Origin of the sequence: Acidovorax sp. LjRoot118, from assembly GCF_964253575.1 — a bacterium.
Taxonomy (GTDB): domain Bacteria; phylum Pseudomonadota; class Gammaproteobacteria; order Burkholderiales; family Burkholderiaceae_C; genus Acidovorax.
The window spans coordinates 6,542,190-6,557,280 of the sequence record NZ_CAXURB020000001.1; the positions used below are offsets into that span (position 1 = coordinate 6,542,190).

17 protein-coding genes are annotated in these 15,091 nt (G+C 66.5%); 10 read left to right on the forward strand and 7 right to left on the reverse strand.

All coding sequences use genetic code 11. From position 1 onward, the window contains the following. Positions 1 to 23: 23 nt before the first annotated feature. From ACSQ9E_RS30715 to ACSQ9E_RS30725, 3 genes are read right to left on the reverse strand one after another with little or no spacing between them, the layout of a single operon-like run. A complete protein-coding gene (locus tag ACSQ9E_RS30715) occupies positions 24 to 656 on the reverse strand; it encodes a YqiJ family protein (RefSeq protein ID WP_057267231.1) in 633 nt (210 codons plus the stop codon). Beyond that, the gene (locus tag ACSQ9E_RS30720; RefSeq protein ID WP_436220007.1) at positions 653 to 1,327 is read right to left on the reverse strand and encodes a PspA/IM30 family protein; all 675 of its coding nucleotides are present in this window, start codon (positions 1,325 to 1,327) and stop codon (positions 653 to 655) included. The genes ACSQ9E_RS30715 and ACSQ9E_RS30720 overlap by 4 nt, the downstream gene beginning before the upstream one ends. Before the next feature lies 1 nt (position 1,328). Further along, complete coding sequence (locus tag ACSQ9E_RS30725) at positions 1,329 to 1,838, reverse strand: hypothetical protein (protein ID WP_057200840.1); 510 nt, start codon at positions 1,836 to 1,838, stop codon at positions 1,329 to 1,331. A gap of 148 nt (positions 1,839 to 1,986) precedes the next feature. Between ACSQ9E_RS30725 and ACSQ9E_RS30730 the strand changes: the two genes are divergently transcribed. Further along, positions 1,987 to 3,384 (forward strand): aminopeptidase P N-terminal domain-containing protein, encoded by a 1,398-nt coding sequence (locus tag ACSQ9E_RS30730; protein WP_436220008.1) that lies wholly within the window; start codon positions 1,987 to 1,989, stop codon positions 3,382 to 3,384. A 103-nt stretch (positions 3,385 to 3,487) separates the two neighbouring features. On the opposite strand, the gene ACSQ9E_RS30735 is transcribed toward ACSQ9E_RS30730, so the two are convergent. Both ACSQ9E_RS30735 and ACSQ9E_RS30740 read right to left on the reverse strand, forming a co-directional pair. Beyond that, complete coding sequence (locus ACSQ9E_RS30735; protein WP_428003190.1) at positions 3,488 to 3,781, reverse strand: DUF4148 domain-containing protein; 294 nt, start codon at positions 3,779 to 3,781, stop codon at positions 3,488 to 3,490. A gap of 57 nt (positions 3,782 to 3,838) precedes the next feature. Further along, positions 3,839 to 4,132, reverse strand: coding sequence for a DUF4148 domain-containing protein (locus tag ACSQ9E_RS30740; RefSeq protein WP_436220281.1), 294 nt, complete (start codon positions 4,130 to 4,132; stop codon positions 3,839 to 3,841). 312 nt (positions 4,133 to 4,444) lie between these two features. On the opposite strand from ACSQ9E_RS30740, the gene pyk reads away from it, so the two are divergent. Then, positions 4,445 to 5,881 (forward strand): pyruvate kinase, encoded by a 1,437-nt coding sequence (gene pyk / locus ACSQ9E_RS30745; RefSeq protein WP_057200747.1) that lies wholly within the window; start codon positions 4,445 to 4,447, stop codon positions 5,879 to 5,881. Positions 5,882 to 5,921: 40 nt separating this feature from the next. Here pyk and ACSQ9E_RS30750 read toward each other — a convergent pair whose 3' ends face one another. Beyond that, on the reverse strand, positions 5,922 to 6,533 hold the full coding sequence (locus ACSQ9E_RS30750; RefSeq protein ID WP_436220009.1) for a phosphatase PAP2 family protein: 612 nt from the start codon (positions 6,531 to 6,533) through the stop codon (positions 5,922 to 5,924). After that, positions 6,520 to 7,209, reverse strand: coding sequence for a phosphatase PAP2 family protein (locus ACSQ9E_RS30755; RefSeq protein ID WP_436220010.1), 690 nt, complete (start codon positions 7,207 to 7,209; stop codon positions 6,520 to 6,522). The genes ACSQ9E_RS30750 and ACSQ9E_RS30755 overlap by 14 nt, the downstream gene beginning before the upstream one ends. 139 nt (positions 7,210 to 7,348) lie before the next feature. Between ACSQ9E_RS30755 and ACSQ9E_RS30760 the strand changes: the two genes are divergently transcribed. The 8 genes from ACSQ9E_RS30760 (at position 7,349) to ACSQ9E_RS30795 (ending at position 14,977) form a co-directional block, all read left to right on the forward strand. Further along, entirely contained in the window at positions 7,349 to 8,050 is a 702-nt protein-coding gene (locus ACSQ9E_RS30760; protein WP_057200842.1) for a response regulator transcription factor, read from the forward strand. A gap of 65 nt (positions 8,051 to 8,115) precedes the next feature. Continuing rightward, complete coding sequence (locus ACSQ9E_RS30765) at positions 8,116 to 9,477, forward strand: histidine kinase dimerization/phospho-acceptor domain-containing protein (RefSeq protein ID WP_057200843.1); 1,362 nt, start codon at positions 8,116 to 8,118, stop codon at positions 9,475 to 9,477. Positions 9,478 to 9,557: 80 nt separating this feature from the next. Next, positions 9,558 to 10,622 carry a class II fructose-bisphosphate aldolase gene (gene fba / locus ACSQ9E_RS30770; protein ID WP_057200749.1) on the forward strand — a complete coding sequence of 355 codons (1,065 nt, stop codon included), beginning with the start codon at positions 9,558 to 9,560 and terminating at the stop codon, positions 10,620 to 10,622. Between the two features lie 189 nt (positions 10,623 to 10,811). Beyond that, positions 10,812 to 11,927, forward strand: coding sequence for a Re/Si-specific NAD(P)(+) transhydrogenase subunit alpha (locus ACSQ9E_RS30775; protein ID WP_436220011.1), 1,116 nt, complete (start codon positions 10,812 to 10,814; stop codon positions 11,925 to 11,927). Then, positions 11,924 to 12,637: a hypothetical protein gene (locus tag ACSQ9E_RS30780; protein WP_436220012.1), complete on the forward strand. Its 714-nt coding sequence runs from the start codon at positions 11,924 to 11,926 to the stop codon at positions 12,635 to 12,637. The genes ACSQ9E_RS30775 and ACSQ9E_RS30780 overlap by 4 nt, the downstream gene beginning before the upstream one ends. Before the next feature lie 23 nt (positions 12,638 to 12,660). Continuing rightward, entirely contained in the window at positions 12,661 to 13,206 is a 546-nt protein-coding gene (locus ACSQ9E_RS30785) for a phenylacetic acid degradation protein (RefSeq protein ID WP_436220013.1), read from the forward strand. A gap of 23 nt (positions 13,207 to 13,229) precedes the next feature. After that, positions 13,230 to 13,556, forward strand: coding sequence for an NAD(P) transhydrogenase subunit alpha (locus ACSQ9E_RS30790; RefSeq protein ID WP_057200753.1), 327 nt, complete (start codon positions 13,230 to 13,232; stop codon positions 13,554 to 13,556). Continuing rightward, entirely contained in the window at positions 13,553 to 14,977 is a 1,425-nt protein-coding gene (locus tag ACSQ9E_RS30795) for an NAD(P)(+) transhydrogenase (Re/Si-specific) subunit beta (protein WP_436220014.1), read from the forward strand. The genes ACSQ9E_RS30790 and ACSQ9E_RS30795 overlap by 4 nt, the downstream gene beginning before the upstream one ends. The last annotated feature ends 114 nt before the right edge of the window (positions 14,978 to 15,091 follow it).

A 15,091-nucleotide genomic window follows, 5' to 3' on the forward strand; every position in this document is an offset into this window, starting at 1 on the left:
GGTATGGTGCTGGGAATGTGCGGCTACATCAAGCCCGGGTGCGGGTTGGCGATGCAGCGGTAGAAGGCCCCGGCCTTGCGCACGATGAGGATCTGCGCGCCTTCGTCGAAGACCTCGTCGTCCAGGTCGGGCTCCACCATCAGGTAGTGGGTGCGGCCATGGGCGTCGCGCACGCGCGCCTGGGCCGCCAGGCCACGGCGTGCCGCCCCGGCGGAGACAACGCCGTGCCGCCCGATCAGCGACATCTCGCTCACGGCCGAGGTCTCGTCGCGCGGAATGATGTGCGCGATCAGCGCGCCCAGGCTGCGCACAGTGGCCATGCCGGGCGCCACGGCCACCAGGCCCGCCAGCCACACGGGCAGGTAGCCGCCCAGCAGGCCATGGGCCACCTTCTGCAGGCTGTAGCCGAAGATGGCATAGCCCATGAGGAACAGCACCAGCAGCACCAGCGAGGGCACCTTGCCGATGTACAGCCAGCCCAGCACCCGGTCCAGTCCGGTGTCACCGTCGATGTCGGGCAGCAGGTCGTCGAGCCAGTTGCTCGGGCTCAGCGAGACCAGCATGCCCAGGCCTTCGATCAGCGCGATGCCGACGATGAGCGCAAAGGCCACGCCGAAGGGCCAGGTCTCCGGAGCGGTGAACAGGCCGACGATCACGGCTGGCCCGTCTTCAAACGTGCCATGCGCTCGGCGATCTTGTGGTCGCGCACCAGGTCATGGAGCTCCTTGAGCTTGGCGGCCTGGTCCAGCGTGTGGCTTCGGTCGGTGCCCGACAGGCCGGTCTGGCGCGCATACAGGCGGTCGAAGGCGCCGGTGACGGCGTCCATGCGGCTGGCAGGGCTGGCGCTGCCCGGTGCTGCTGCAGCGGGGGCTGGCGCCGCACTGGCACGGCTTTGGCGAAAGCCTTCGAGGGCATCGGACATCTCGCGCTGCTTGGCCTGCAGGGCGGCCACATAGCCCGTGAGTTCGCTCTCCTGCCGGGCGAAGTCGGCCAGGGTGGTCTCCAGCACCGGGATCTGCGCCTCGATGTCGAGCTGGCGCGCCACCGCAGCGCGCGCCAGGTCTTCGCGGCCGGCCGCCAGTGCCTGGTCGATCTGCTCGGCGAGCTTGCCGTGCTGTCCGTTGAGGTGGGCATGCTGCTGCTGGGCCAGGTGGCGGTTGGCACTGGTGCGGCCGAGCTCATGGCGCACTTCGCCGATCACGGTGTCGGCCTCGCGCAGCGATTGCTCCATCACCGCCAACGGGGCATGGTTCTCCAGGTGGTCCACCAGCGCATGCACGCTGCCGGCGATGATGCGGCCGACACGTGTCTTGAGCGAATCTGCCATCTCAGGCTCCTTTCGAAAGAGGGGATTGAATGGTCTGGGCCAGCTCCAGGGTCGCGGCGGCATGGCGCTGTACAACGCCTGGATCGTACGCGCTGGCCTGCGCGGTGGTTGCCTGGCGCAGCAGCATCTCACTGAGCGCAAAGCCCCGGCGCACCAGCAGGTCTTCGAGCCGCGCGGCCTCCTGCTCCGAGGCCGGGGCGTTGCTCACGACGATGGCCAGGCAGGTCGTGACATGGTCCAGCATGGCGTTGAGTACGTCCGAATGCCGGCCCGTCTGGCCCTCGGTGCGCACCAGGGAGTCGCGCAACCGGCCCGTGGTGTCGCGCGCCCAGGCATGGGCGGCCACGTAGTCCAGCGCACCGTCGTGGTGGCGCTTGAGCTGGCCCAGCAGCACCCGCAGCTTGTCGCTGTTGGTGGTGGCGCCCTCCACCTGCAGCTGCGCCAGCCAGAGGTAGAGGTCGCTCGGTATCCGTGCGGAGAGGGGCTCCATCGTGGTGGAGGTGGTGACCATGGCGTCCATCCGGAAGTGGTTTGAATGCGATGGTATTCATATGAATACGTTTGTCAACAGCGAGATGCGCTGTTGGGTTTTTGGAATTGTTTGCAAGGTGGATGGCGTGAGGACAGGAGGGGCAGCGGATTCGCGATAAAAATAGCGGATGAACTCACCGTCCTCGCATTCCCTCTATGCCCAGCGCCGCGCGCGCCTTGCTGCCCAGCTGGGTGCGGGGGGCATCGCCATCGTCCCCACGGCCCCTGAGTACCCGCGCAACCGTGACACCGACTTCCTGTACCGCCACGACAGCTACTTCTACTACCTGACCGGGTTTGCCGAAGCGGGGGCTTGCCTGGTGATCACGGCCGAGGGGCAGAGCACGCTGTTCTGCCGCCCCAAAGACCTGGAGCGCGAGATCTGGGACGGCTACCGCCTGGGCCCGGAGGCGGCGCCTGGTGTGCTCGGGATGGACGCAGCCCATTCCAGCGCTGTGCTCGATGCACAACTGCCCCGCCTGCTCGAGAACCGCCAGAGCGTGTGGTACCCGCACGCCATCCACAACGGCCTGGCCGCGCGCGTGGAAGGCTGGCTCAATGCCGTGCGGGCGCGGGTGCGCTACGGCGCGCAGTGCCCAGCCGTGCAGCAGGACCTGTGCGGGCCGCTCGACGAGATGCGCCTCATCAAGGACGCGCACGAGCAGGACATCATGCGCCGCGCCAGCGAGATCAGCGCCCAGGGCCACATCCGCGCCATGCAGCGCTCGGCCCGCATGCTGCGTGCCGGCGAGGACGTGCGCGAATACCACCTCGACGCCGAGCTGCTGCATGCCTTCCGCGATGGCGGTTCGCAGTATCCGGCCTACGGCTCCATCGTGGCGGCCGGTGCCAACGCCTGCGTGCTGCACTACCGCGCCGATGCCGCTCCCGTGCGCGACGGCGAGCTGGTGCTGATCGATGCCGGCTGCGAGCTCGACGGTTATGCCAGCGACATCACGCGCACCTTTCCGGCCAATGGCCGCTTCACCGGGCCGCAGCGCGCGCTGTACGACCTGGTGTTGGCCAGCCAGGTCGCGGCCGTGGACGCCACCCGTGCCGGCGCCCGCTTCAACGACCCGCACGACGCCACGATCACCGTGCTGGCGCAGGGCTTGCTGGACCTGGGCCTGCTCGACGCCAACAAGGTGGGCACGGTGCAGGACGTGATCGACAAACGCGCCTACTTCCCGTTCTACATGCACCGCACCAGCCATTGGCTGGGCATGGACGTGCACGATTGCGGCAGCTATGTGGAGCCCGGCGAGGCCGAAAAAACCACCGAGCGCAAGGACCCGCTCTCGGGCGAAACCATCCTCAATCGCCCGAGCCGCGTGCTGCAGCCCGGCATGGTGCTGACCATCGAGCCGGGCCTGTACGTGCGCGCGGCCGAGGGCGTGCCCGCGCAGTTCCACGGCATCGGCATCCGCATCGAGGACGATGCCATCGTCACTGCCACCGGTTGTGAGCTGATCACGCGCGGCGTGCCGGTGGATGCGGACGAGATCGAGGCGCTGATGCGCGCTTGATGCTATTTGTACTAGTACAAAACAATACAAACGGGCTCCCCAGGGAGCCCGTTTGTATTGGATGCACATGCCTTTGCGAGAAGGCTTGTGCCTGACCGTGAATTTACATCGAGCCGATTTCGCCCGAAGAAATCTGGCCGGTGCGCACGGCATCAGCGGCGGCGGCACGCACAGCAGCACGGTCAGCCGTCGACTTGTAGGTCACCACACGCGAACCAGCGGGTTCGGTGCTGCGGGTCTGTGCCACGGTAGCGGCTTCAGCAGCCACTTCGGCACGGGTGCGTTGGGTTTCGAACTTGGTGGCGAACTGCGAAGCATCGGCTTCGTCAGCCTGTGCACCGAAGGAAACGAAAGCGGCAACAGCGGCCAGGGAGAGGAAACGTGCGGTCTTGTTCATGGTGATCTCGATTCTTGATTTGATTGGGGGTAGGGGGTCAGTTCAATCCGGGGCGGCTTACAGAGCGCCGATTTCGCCGGAAGAGATCTGGCCGGTGCGCACGGCATCGGCAGCCTGGGCACGCACGGCAGCGCGGTCGGCGGTGGACTTGTAGTTCACGACACGCGAACCAGCGGGCTCGATGCTGCGGGTCTGTGCCACGGTAGCGGCTTCAGCGGCCACTTCGGCGCGGGTGCGGTTGGTTTCGAACTTGGTGGCGAATTGCGAAGCATCGGCTTCATCGGCGTAAGCACCGAAAGAAGCGAAAGCGGCAACAGCGGCGATGGAGAGGAAGCGTGCGGTCGTGTTCATGATGTAATCCTTGGAAGAAAAAAGTGACTCAAAAAAACCGGAGCAAAAACAACTCTGAACCGGGTTCGGTGAATCGCCTTGCGGGTTCGGCTCATCGATGGGTTGAACTGTACGCCGCAGGTGATCAAAGAAAAACCACCCAGTCGCGAACTGACTGTTGCAGTTTTGGAAACAGTCGGGCGTGTTCGGCAGCCCAGCATCCCTGCGCAGCGCCCAGTCGATTGGCCCGGCCAGCCGGCTGGTAATGGGCATGTAACCGCTTTCGTGTGAAAATTGAAATTCGATTACATAACCGACGAAAGAGACAAGCCCATGCAAACCCGCCGCGCCACCAAGATCGTTGCCACCCTGGGCCCCGCATCGAGCGATCCGCAACTGCTGGAGGCGATGATCCGTGCGGGCGTCAATGTGGTGCGCCTGAACTTCAGCCATGGCAAGGCGCAGGACCACATCGACCGGGCCACCACCGTGCGCGCCGCTGCCCAGCGTGCGGGGCGCGAGGTGGCCATCATGGCCGACCTGCAGGGCCCCAAGATCCGCGTCGGCAAGTTTGCCGAGGGCAAGGTGCAGCTGGTGTCGGGCGCCCCGTTCGTGCTCGATGCCTCGCGCACCGAGCCCGGTGACAACGATGGCGTGGGGCTCGACTACAAGGAGCTGCCGCGCGACGTGAAGGCCGGTGACGTGCTGCTGCTCAACGACGGCCTGATCGTGCTCACCGTCGATGCCGTGCGCGGCGAAGAGGTGCTCACCACCGTGAAGATCGGTGGCGAGCTGTCCAACAACAAGGGCATCAACAAGCAGGGCGGCGGCCTCACGGCGCCGGCCCTCACGGCCAAGGACATGGAGGATATCCGCACCGCGATGAGCTTCCAGGCCGACTACGTGGCCGTGAGCTTTCCCAAGAACGCGACCGACATGGAGATGGCGCGCCAACTGTGCAACGTGGCGGCCTCCGAGTACCGCCACAAGCCGGGCCTGATCGCCAAGATCGAGCGCGCCGAGGCCATCCCGCACCTGGAAGCCATCCTGCGCGTGAGCGACGGCATCATGGTCGCGCGCGGTGACCTGGCCGTGGAAGTGGGCAATGCGGCCGTGCCAGCGCTGCAAAAGAAGATGATCCGCATGGCGCGCGACCTGGACAAGGTCGTGATCACCGCCACGCAGATGATGGAGAGCATGATCACCAACCCCGTGCCCACGCGCGCCGAGGTCAGCGACGTGGCCAACGCCGTGCTCGATGGTACCGATGCCGTGATGCTCAGCGCCGAGACTGCGGCTGGCAAGTACCCGCTGGAAACGGTGATGGAGATGGCCACCATCTGCGCCGCCGCCGAAGCCGCCGAAGACCACCCGCTGGACGCCGACTTCACCGGCCAGACCTTTGGCCGCATCGACCAGTCCATTGCCATGGGCGCGCTGTTCACGGCCCATCACCTGGGCGCCAAGGCCATTGTGGCCATGACCGACAGTGGCGCCACGGCGCTGTGGATGAGCCGCCACCGCATCCACATCCCCATCTACGCCCTCACGCCCAAGGTGGCCACGCAGCGCAAGATGGCCATGTACCGCAATGTGCGCCCGCTGCTGATGGATACCAGCGCTGACCGCGACACCGCGCTGGAGCAGGCCGAAGGCCACCTCAAGACGCGCAATATCGTGCAGAAGGGCGACGTCTACGCCATTACCTGCGGCGAGCCCATGGGGGCGCCGGGTGGCACCAACATGCTGAAGATCTGCCGCGCGAGTTGAGCAGGTCCTGGCGGCAGGCCTCCAGGCCTGCCGCTGCGCTTCACCGTTCGCTCTCGTGGCGTTCCGCGGCCGGCACTCGCGGCAAGAGCGGCCCTTGCTGCAGCAGGGCTGTGCTGCCGATGGCCTCTGTCCGAAAGCCGTCCAGTGCCAGCCCTGCGCGATGGGCGGCCCAGGCGCCCAGCATTCCGGTGAGTGCACCCGCCAGCACGTCGGACGGGAAATGCACGCCCAGGCAGACGCGGCTCCAGGCGATGGCCAGCGCGGCGGTCCATGCCACGCCAGCCGCCCATGGCATCCGGCCCAGTGACAGGGCCGCAGCCAGTGCAAAAGCGCCTGCTGCATGCAGGCTCGGAAAACCCGCCCGGGCGGCGTGATCGATCCATTGCATGCCCAGTCCCAACTGGGCTGGTCGCGGGGCCTGAACGCCATGGCGCAGCGCTTGTGCGCCCACCCACGCCAGCGCCATGCCTGCAAATGCACTCAATACGGCGCGCCGCTGCCGGCCTGTCCCCAGGGCCACGATGGCCGCAAGCCACGCAGCCATGGCCAGTGGCAGTGATTGGGATATCCAGCGGGCAGCCGCCACCACGCCCGCAGGGGTATCCACGCTGGCATTCAGCGACTGGAACAAGTCGAGCTCAAGAGGCAGCATGGGAGGACTCCTCTGCGGGCAATGAGTGAGAGAACTGCAGGCGAGGGCGCAAGCGGGACATTGCCAGGTCGCACAGCCAACCGGTGGTCCAGCACAGCCAGCCCGTCCAAAGGGTGTGGCTCATGAAATGAGCGCCTCTGACCTGCTGGGCCAAACCCAGAATCAGGCCCGCCAGCAGTGAACCGGCCAGCCACCAGCGTGCGGCGGTGGGTTGCTTGCGGCGCAGCGCAAAGTAGCCGCCGACGAATGCAAACCCGGCGGAAGCGTGGCCGGCGGGAAAGCAACGGCCACCGCCCCCGTCGAGTACGCCCCAGGCCCAGTGCGATGCATAGCGCGCGACACCGCCGAACTCGGACAGATCCCAGGGGCAGCTCGTGGCGCTGAGGTTCTTGGCGATGCTGACCACTGCCAGTGCCAGCAGTGCACTGAGGGCCATCTGCAGCCGCTCACTTGCGTCGATGCGCCGCAGTACGCCCCTGGGCCACCACACACTCAACGCCAGCAGCAGCACCAGCACCCAGCCCAGGCGGCGTGCGCCTTCATGGAGCACGTGCACGAAGAACCACTGGTCGCGCCAGGGGAAACCTGTGGAGTCGCCAAAGGCATGCGCCAGCGTGAGATCCTGCCCCAGCACATCCCATGCGGCCACGCCAACCAGCAGGGCAAGAGTCCACATGAATGCGTTGCGCTGAAGCGAGGAGGCGGTGCGATGGGATGGGGTGGGGGCGGCTTGCATGGCGTGGAACATAAAAGCCGGCACTTAACCCCGTCTTAATGCCCTGGCGGTGGCCGCCTGGCCCGGCGACAATGGGCCCATGCGAATACTCGTGGTCGAAGACGATGCCGGCATTGCCAGTGGCCTGCGCACCAACCTGCTGCAGCGCGGCTATGCAGTGGACGTGTGCGATGGTGTGGCCGGAGCCTGGGCGGCGCTGCGTGCGGAGCGTTTTGATGCGGTGCTCCTGGACCTGGGGCTTGCCGATGGCGATGGCAGCGATCTGCTGCGCCGCCTGCGCCTGAGTCCGGCGCCTGGTGCGTCCTCTACCCCTGTACTTCCGGACCCGGCCACGCCGGTGCTCATCGTCACCGCACGCGACCAGATCTACCAGCGCATCGCAGGGCTGGACCAGGGTGCGGACGACTACTTGGTCAAGCCCTTCGACGTGGATGAGCTGGATGCGCGCCTGCGCGCCTTGTTGCGCCGTGCAGCGGGCAGGGCGTCGCCGACCGTCCGGTATGGTGACATCGAGCTCGATCCGGCTGCCCGCACGATCCGCCAGTCGGGCAAGCCGGTGGACGTATCGCCCAGGGCGTTTTCGGTGCTGCAGGTGCTGCTGGACGCCAAGGGGCGCGTCCTGTCGCGCCAGCAAATCGAAGAGCGGCTGTATGGCTGGGATGCGGCGATCGAGAGCAATGCGGTGGAGGTCCATATCCACCACCTGCGCCGCAAGCTGGGCAGTGATTGCATCCAGACCATGCGGGGGGTCGGTTACTTCATGCCCCAGGAGGAGCCATGAGCGGCGCGCCGGGCCGCGCAGAGCCAGCAGGTACCGCGTTGCGCGGTGCAGTGACCCCTGCCCTGATCCAGGGGCCAAGGTCCAGGCGGTCCTCGTTGACACGGCAGTTGTTGCTGTGGTCGCTGGGTGCTCTGGCGCTGGTGTGGGGCAGCTTCGTGTATCTGGGCTACCAGACCGGTGTCCACGAAGCCGATGAGCTGACCGACGGCCACCTGGCCAGCGTGGCGGCGCTGTTGCTCAACCTGCGCGCCACCGAGGCCGTGGCCGGGCCTCAGATGACCGAGCGGACGGCCACGCCGTGGCTCAAGGCCCATGACTACCAGCAGTCGATCAGCGTCGTGCAGTGGGACGCGCAGGGGCGGCTGCTGGCCTTGAGCGGTAGCGCGCCCGAGCCCCCCTTCAGCGCCAGCGAGGGTTTTGCCAATCTCACCCTGGGAGCCAAGGGGTCCATGTGGCGCAGTTTTTCACAGTGGGATGCGGCCAAGGATCGGAAGATCATGGTGCTGCTGGAATTGCGCGAGCGGGACGAACTGGCGCAGGACATTGCCGAGCAAATGGTCGAGCCAGGGCTGTGGTTGTTGCCGGTCGTGGCCATTGCGCTGGGGCTGGCGATCCGCAGGGGCCTGCGGCCGTTGTACGACCTCTCGCGGGATGTCGCGGTGCTCGACCCCGCGAGTGCCGGGCGCCTGACCACGCGCCATGCATGGAGCGAGTTCGAGTCGGTGGTGGCCTCCATCAACACCTTGCTGGAACGCCAGCAGGCCATGCTGGCGCGCGAGCGCCGCTTGGCCAACGAGGTGGCGCATGAGCTGCGCACGCCCCTGTCGTCGATTGCGCTGCAGGCCGGCGCCCTCGGCAAGGGACTCGACGCGGACGGACAGGCGCAGGCCGTGGCGCGCATCGGGCAGGACGCCCTGCGCGCCGGCCATGTGCTCAATCAGTTGCTGGCACTGGCACGTGCCAGCCGGGCCGAACTGCACGACGCCAAGGCGCCGCTGGATCTGGCCGCCATTGGCCGGGCGGTGTGCGCCGACTACGCCCAGGCCGCCTGGCAGCGGGGCGACGAGATCGCACTGGCCGGGCCGGAGCAGGTGGCCGTGCTGGGCCATTCCGTGCTGCTCGACCTGGCGCTGCGCAACCTGCTGGAGAACGCCCTCAAGCACACCCCCGAGGGCACACGCATCGCTGTGCAGATGGGGTTTACCGATTCCGGCGCCGCATGGTTCCAGGTCTGTGACGACGGTGCCAGCGGCCCAGGGTCTCAGCGTGCTGTGCGACCGGCGGACAGCCTGCACCTGGGGCACGAGATCGTACGCCGGGTGGCTGAAGCACACGGCGCGCATTTCGGGCCTGCACCGGCTCCTGCGCCCTTTACCACCTGCTACCGGCTGGAATTCGCCGCAACGCCGGTGGCGACGGCCGGGTAAAATCAGGGTTACCAAGCGGTTACCACCGCCAACTGCCTGTATCCATGGCGCCCCATCAACCCTGAACGGACCTCACGACCATGCCCCTCGTCTCGATGCGCGAACTGCTCGACCACGCCGCTGCCAACAGCTACGGCATCCCCGCCTTCAACGTCAACAACCTGGAACAGGTCCAGGCCGTGATGGCGGCCGCCGACGAGGTGGGTGCACCAGTGATCCTGCAGGCCAGCGCAGGCGCGCGCAAGTACGCCGGCGAGCCCTTCATCAAGCACCTGATCCAGGCCGCCGTCGAAGCCTTCCCGCACATTCCCCTGGTGATGCACCAGGACCACGGCACCTCGCCCAAGATCTGCGCGGGCGCCATCGACCTGGGATTCGGCTCGGTGATGATGGACGGCTCGCTGATGGAAGACGGCAAGACCCCCTCGTCTTTTGAATACAACATGGAAGTAACCCGCAAGGTGGTCGACATGGCGCACAAGGTCGGCGTCACCGTGGAAGGCGAACTGGGCTGCCTGGGCAACCTGGAAACCGGTGAAGCCGGAGAGGAAGATGGCATCGGCGCCGAAGGCAAGCTCGACCACAGCCAGATGCTGACCGACCCCGAGGAAGCCGCCGTGTTCGTGAAGGCCACGCAGCTTGACGCGCTGGCCATTGCCATCGGCACCAGCCATGGCGCCTACAAGTTCAGCCGCAAGCCCACGGGCGACATCCTGGCCATCAGCCGCGTCAAGGAAATCCACAAGCGCATTCCCAACACCCACCTGGTGATGCACGGCTCCTCCTCGGTGCCTGCCGAGCTGTTGGCCATCATCAACCAGTACGGCGGCAAGATGAAGGAGACCTACGGCGTGCCGGTCGAGGAGATCCAGGAGGCCATCAAGTACGGCGTGCGCAAGATCAACATCGACACCGACATCCGCCTGGCCATGACCGGTGCGGTGCGCAAGTTCCTGGCCGAAAACCCCGACAAGTTCGACGCGCGCGAATGGCTCAAGCCCGCACGCGAAGCCGCCAAGCAGGTCTGCAAGGCCCGCTACCTCGAATTCGGCTGCGAAGGCCAGGGTTCCAAGATCAAGGGCCTGAGCCTGCAGCAGGTGGCCCGGCAGTACGCCGCCGGCACACTGGCCCAGGTCGTGCACTGACCCGGTTCCGCCCCCGCAAAGCCCGCCAGCCATGCGCTCGCGGGCTTTTTTCTTGCCCGAAGTGTCTCCTTTGCGATGGGGAGTCTCTCTACATCAGGCGAAAGCGGCGGGCATCAAAGTTTCTTCATGTAAGCTCATGGTCAGCAAGTAAGTAATTCCACTGACCTTACCCCTGAGCAAGGAGACGACATGCTGATTGGTGTGCCTGCAGAGTCCATGGCCGGAGAGACCCGGGTCGCGGTGACGCCCGAGACGGTCAAGAAACTCAAGGCCCAGGGCCATACCCTGCGCATCGAGGCCGGTGCCGGCATTGCCGCCAGCGTCACCGACGCAGCCTACGAGGCCGCCGGTGCCGAGATCACCGATGCCGCTGGCGCCTGGGGCGCCGACCTGCTGCTCAAGGTGCGCTGCCCGTCCGAGGCCGAAGCACCGCGCCTGCGTGCTGGCACCACCGTGGTGGGCATGCTCAACCCCTTCGATGCCGCCGGCCTGCAGCGGCTGGCCACGGCCGGCGTGACGGCCTATGCGCTCGAAGCCGCACCGCGCACCACGCGTGCCCAGAGCATGGACGTGCTGTCCTCGCAGGCCAACATCGCCGGCTACAAGGCCGTGATGATCGCCGCCGACCGCTACCAGCGCTTCTTCCCCATGCTCATGACCGCCGCCGGCACCGTGAAGGCCGCGCGCGTGGTGATCCTGGGCGTGGGCGTGGCGGGCCTGCAGGCCATTGCCACGGCCAAGCGCCTGGGCGCCGTGATCGAGGCGTCGGACGTGCGCCCCAGCGTCAAGGAGCAGGTCGAATCGCTGGGTGGCAAGTTCATCGACGTGCCCTACGAGACCCAGGAAGAAAAGGACGCCGCCGAAGGCGTGGGCGGCTATGCCCGCCCCATGCCGCAAAGCTGGCTCGACCGCCAGAAGGCCGAGGTGGCCAAGCGCGTGGCCCAGGCCGACGTGGTCATCACCACCGCCCTGATCCCCGGGCGCGCAGCCCCCGTGCTGGTGACCGAGGAGATGGTCCAATCCATGAAGGCCGGCTCGGTGATCGTCGACATCGCCGCACCCCAGGGTGGCAATTGCCCGCTCACCGAGCCTGGCAAGACAGTGGTCAAGCACGGCGTGACGCTGGTGGGCGAGACCAATCTGCCGGCCCTGGTGGCGGCCGATGCCTCGTCGCTGTACGCACGCAATGTGTTCGACTTCCTCAAGCTCATCATCAACAAGGAAGGCGCCCTGCACATGGACCTGCAGGACGACATCGTGGCCGCCTGCCTGATGGCCCACGAAGGCACGGTGAAGCGCGCATGAGGCACCTGTTGTCCCGCCTGCTGGCTGCCGCGCTGGCGCTGGCCGTTCTTTCCGCCTGTGCCCCCATGCCCGCCGGCCCGGCCGAGTTCAGCGCCGGGCGTACGCGCGTGGTGCTGCCCTCCTCGGCCTGGGAAGACCTGGGCAGCTTCGACGAGACCCTCCTGGCACTGCCGCCGCCCGCCCACGTGCCCTTGCAGACCCGTGCCGTGGCACTGCGCGGCACCCGCAACGAAGTGCTGGCGGTGATGCTGGTGCAATCCCACCAGCGCAGCGACCCGCGCGACCGCACCCTGTGGACGGCTTCCTGCAGCCAGGAGCAGGGCCTGTGGGTGCAGGACGCCGCTGCGGGCAGCCCCGTGCGCGTGGACTGCCTGCGCTTCAAGCGCTGGGCCCACACCAGCGACCACTTCATGGAAAAGGCCCACCCTGGCCTGGTCCGCTGGGTGAATGAGCGGGGCGCTGCGCTGGCGCAGCCCTACTCGCACCTGAACTACCGCTACGCCACCGAGGGCGGCGCCTACATCGAGGTGAATGCCCTGGTGGACTTGCGCCTGCTGAAGCTGCCGGCAGGCAACACGCCCGATTACCTGCGCGCTGGCATGCCGGCCGAGGCATGGAGCCAGCAGATGGCCCGCGCCGCACGCGTGAGCGTCGGCATGATGGATGGATTCCTGGCCGTGCCGCCTTTCCCCGCCGCACTGCCCCAATAAAAAAGCCAAGGGAGGCACGGAACATGGGGATCATTCTGCAAATCCTGGGCCTGGTCATCACCTTCACGATGGCCATGGAGGCCCTGCGGCGCTTCGGCATCGACGTGGGCTGGCTCAACCCGCTGACCTTCTTCCACCGGCGTGCCTGGCGGAAAAAGGTCACCACGCCGCCGCTCTACGCGCTCGACCACCCGGTCGACGTGGTCGCCGTGCTGGCCCTGGCCACCGTGCAGACCACCGGCGCCATCACCGTGCAGCAAAAGACCGGTGTGCAGGTGCTGCTGCGCGATCATCTGGCGCTGACCGATGGTGATGCCGGCAACCTCTGGGTGGCCAGCGCGCACCTGCTGCGCAACCGCGCCCTGGCGCTCTCCGAGCTGCCCGAGGTGCTGGCGCGCAGCGCCGACAAGTTCACCGATTACCACGTGCAAACGCTCAAGACCGTGATGCGATCGGCAGCTCTGATCGAGCCGCCCATCAACGCGGCCCAGCAGCAGCTGATCGACGCTGTGGATGCCTATTTCGCCAAGAAGAATGCCGCCAAAGGCCCCTGGTCTGCCGGAACCTAACGCCAATTGAAGGACACATTTCCATGGATGCCGTCTCTCCCACACTCATCAACCTCATCATCTTCGTGCTGGCCATCTACGTGGGCTACCACGTGGTCTGGACGGTGACGCCCGCGCTGCACACGCCCCTGATGGCGGTGACCAACGCCATCTCCGCCATCGTCATCGTGGGCGCCATGCTGGCCGCTGCACTCACCGAGACCACGTTGGGCAAGAGCATGGGCGTGCTGGCCGTGGCGCTGGCCGCGGTCAACGTGTTCGGCGGCTTCCTCGTGACGCGCCGCATGCTCGAGATGTTCAAGAAGAAGGAAAAGAAAGCCGCCCCCAAGGCTGAAGGAGGCCAGGCATGAGCATGAACCTCGTCACGCTGCTCTACCTGGTGGCCAGCGTCTGCTTCATCCAGGCGCTCAAGGGGCTGTCGCACCCGACGACCTCGATCCGCGGCAATGTCTTCGGCATGACGGGCATGGCGATTGCCGTGCTCACCACCGCCGCGCTCATCGTGGAGCTGTCGGGCGGCAAGGCGCAAGGCATGGTCTATGTGCTCGGCGCCCTGGTGGTCGGCGGCGCGGCCGGCGCCATCATGGCCAACCGGGTCGAGATGACCAAGATGCCCGAGCTCGTTGCCTTCATGCACAGCATGATCGGCCTGGCAGCGGTGTGCATCGCGGTGGCCGTGGTGGCCGAGCCCTGGGCTTTCTCCATCGTGCCCAAGGATGCGCCCATCCCCGGCGGCAACCGCATCGAGCTGGCCCTGGGGGCCTTCATCGGCGCGGTCACCTTCAGCGGTTCGGTGATCGCCTTCGGCAAGCTCTCGGGCAAGTACAAGTTCCGCCTGTTCCAGGGCGCGCCGGTGCAGTTCCCGGGGCAGCACAAGCTCAACCTGATGCTGGGCCTGGCCGTGCTGTTCTTCTGCTTCGGCTTCTGGCACTCGCAAAGCTGGCTCGACATCGTGCTGGTGATCGCGCTCGGCTTCATCCTGGGCGTGCTGATCATCATCCCCATTGGCGGTGCCGACATGCCGGTGGTGGTCTCCATGCTCAACAGCTACTCGGGCTGGGCGGCAGCGGGCATTGGCTTTTCGCTCAACAACTCGATGCTGATCATTGCCGGCTCGCTGGTGGGCAGCTCAGGCGCGATCTTGAGCTACATCATGTGCAAGGCCATGAACCGCTCGTTCTTCAACGTGATCCTGGGCGGCTTTGGCGGCGACACCGCCACTGCAGCGGGCGGAGCCAAGGAGCAGCGCCCGGTCAAGAGCGGCAGCGCCGACGACGCGGCTTTCGTACTGGGCAATGCCGAGACCGTGGTCATCGTGCCCGGCTATGGCCTGGCCGTGGCGCGTGCCCAGCATGCGGTCAAGGAACTGGCCGCCAAGCTCACCGAGAGGGGTGTGACGGTGAAGTACGCCATCCACCCCGTGGCCGGACGCATGCCCGGCCACATGAACGTGCTGCTGGCCGAGGCCGAGGTGCCCTACGACCAGGTGTTCGAGATGGAGGACATCAATGGCGAGTTCGGCCAGGCCGACGTGGCCATCATCCTCGGTGCCAACGACGTGGTGAACCCCGCCGCCCACACCAAGGGCAGCCCGATCTACGGCATGCCCATCCTGGAGGCCTACAAGGCCAAGACCGTGATCGTGAACAAGCGCTCCATGGCCGCAGGCTATGCCGGCCTGGACAACGAGCTGTTCTACATGGACAAGACCATGATGGTCTTCGGCGATGCCAAGAAGGTCGTCGAGGACATCGGCAAGGCCATCGAGTAAGCCCATCGAGCAGTCCTCCCCGCGGCGAAAGACCCTTCGGGTGCTACGGCAAAAGCCCTGCTGCCTAGGGGAAACTAACCACCCACGGAACCCGCACCGGCAGAGACAATGCCG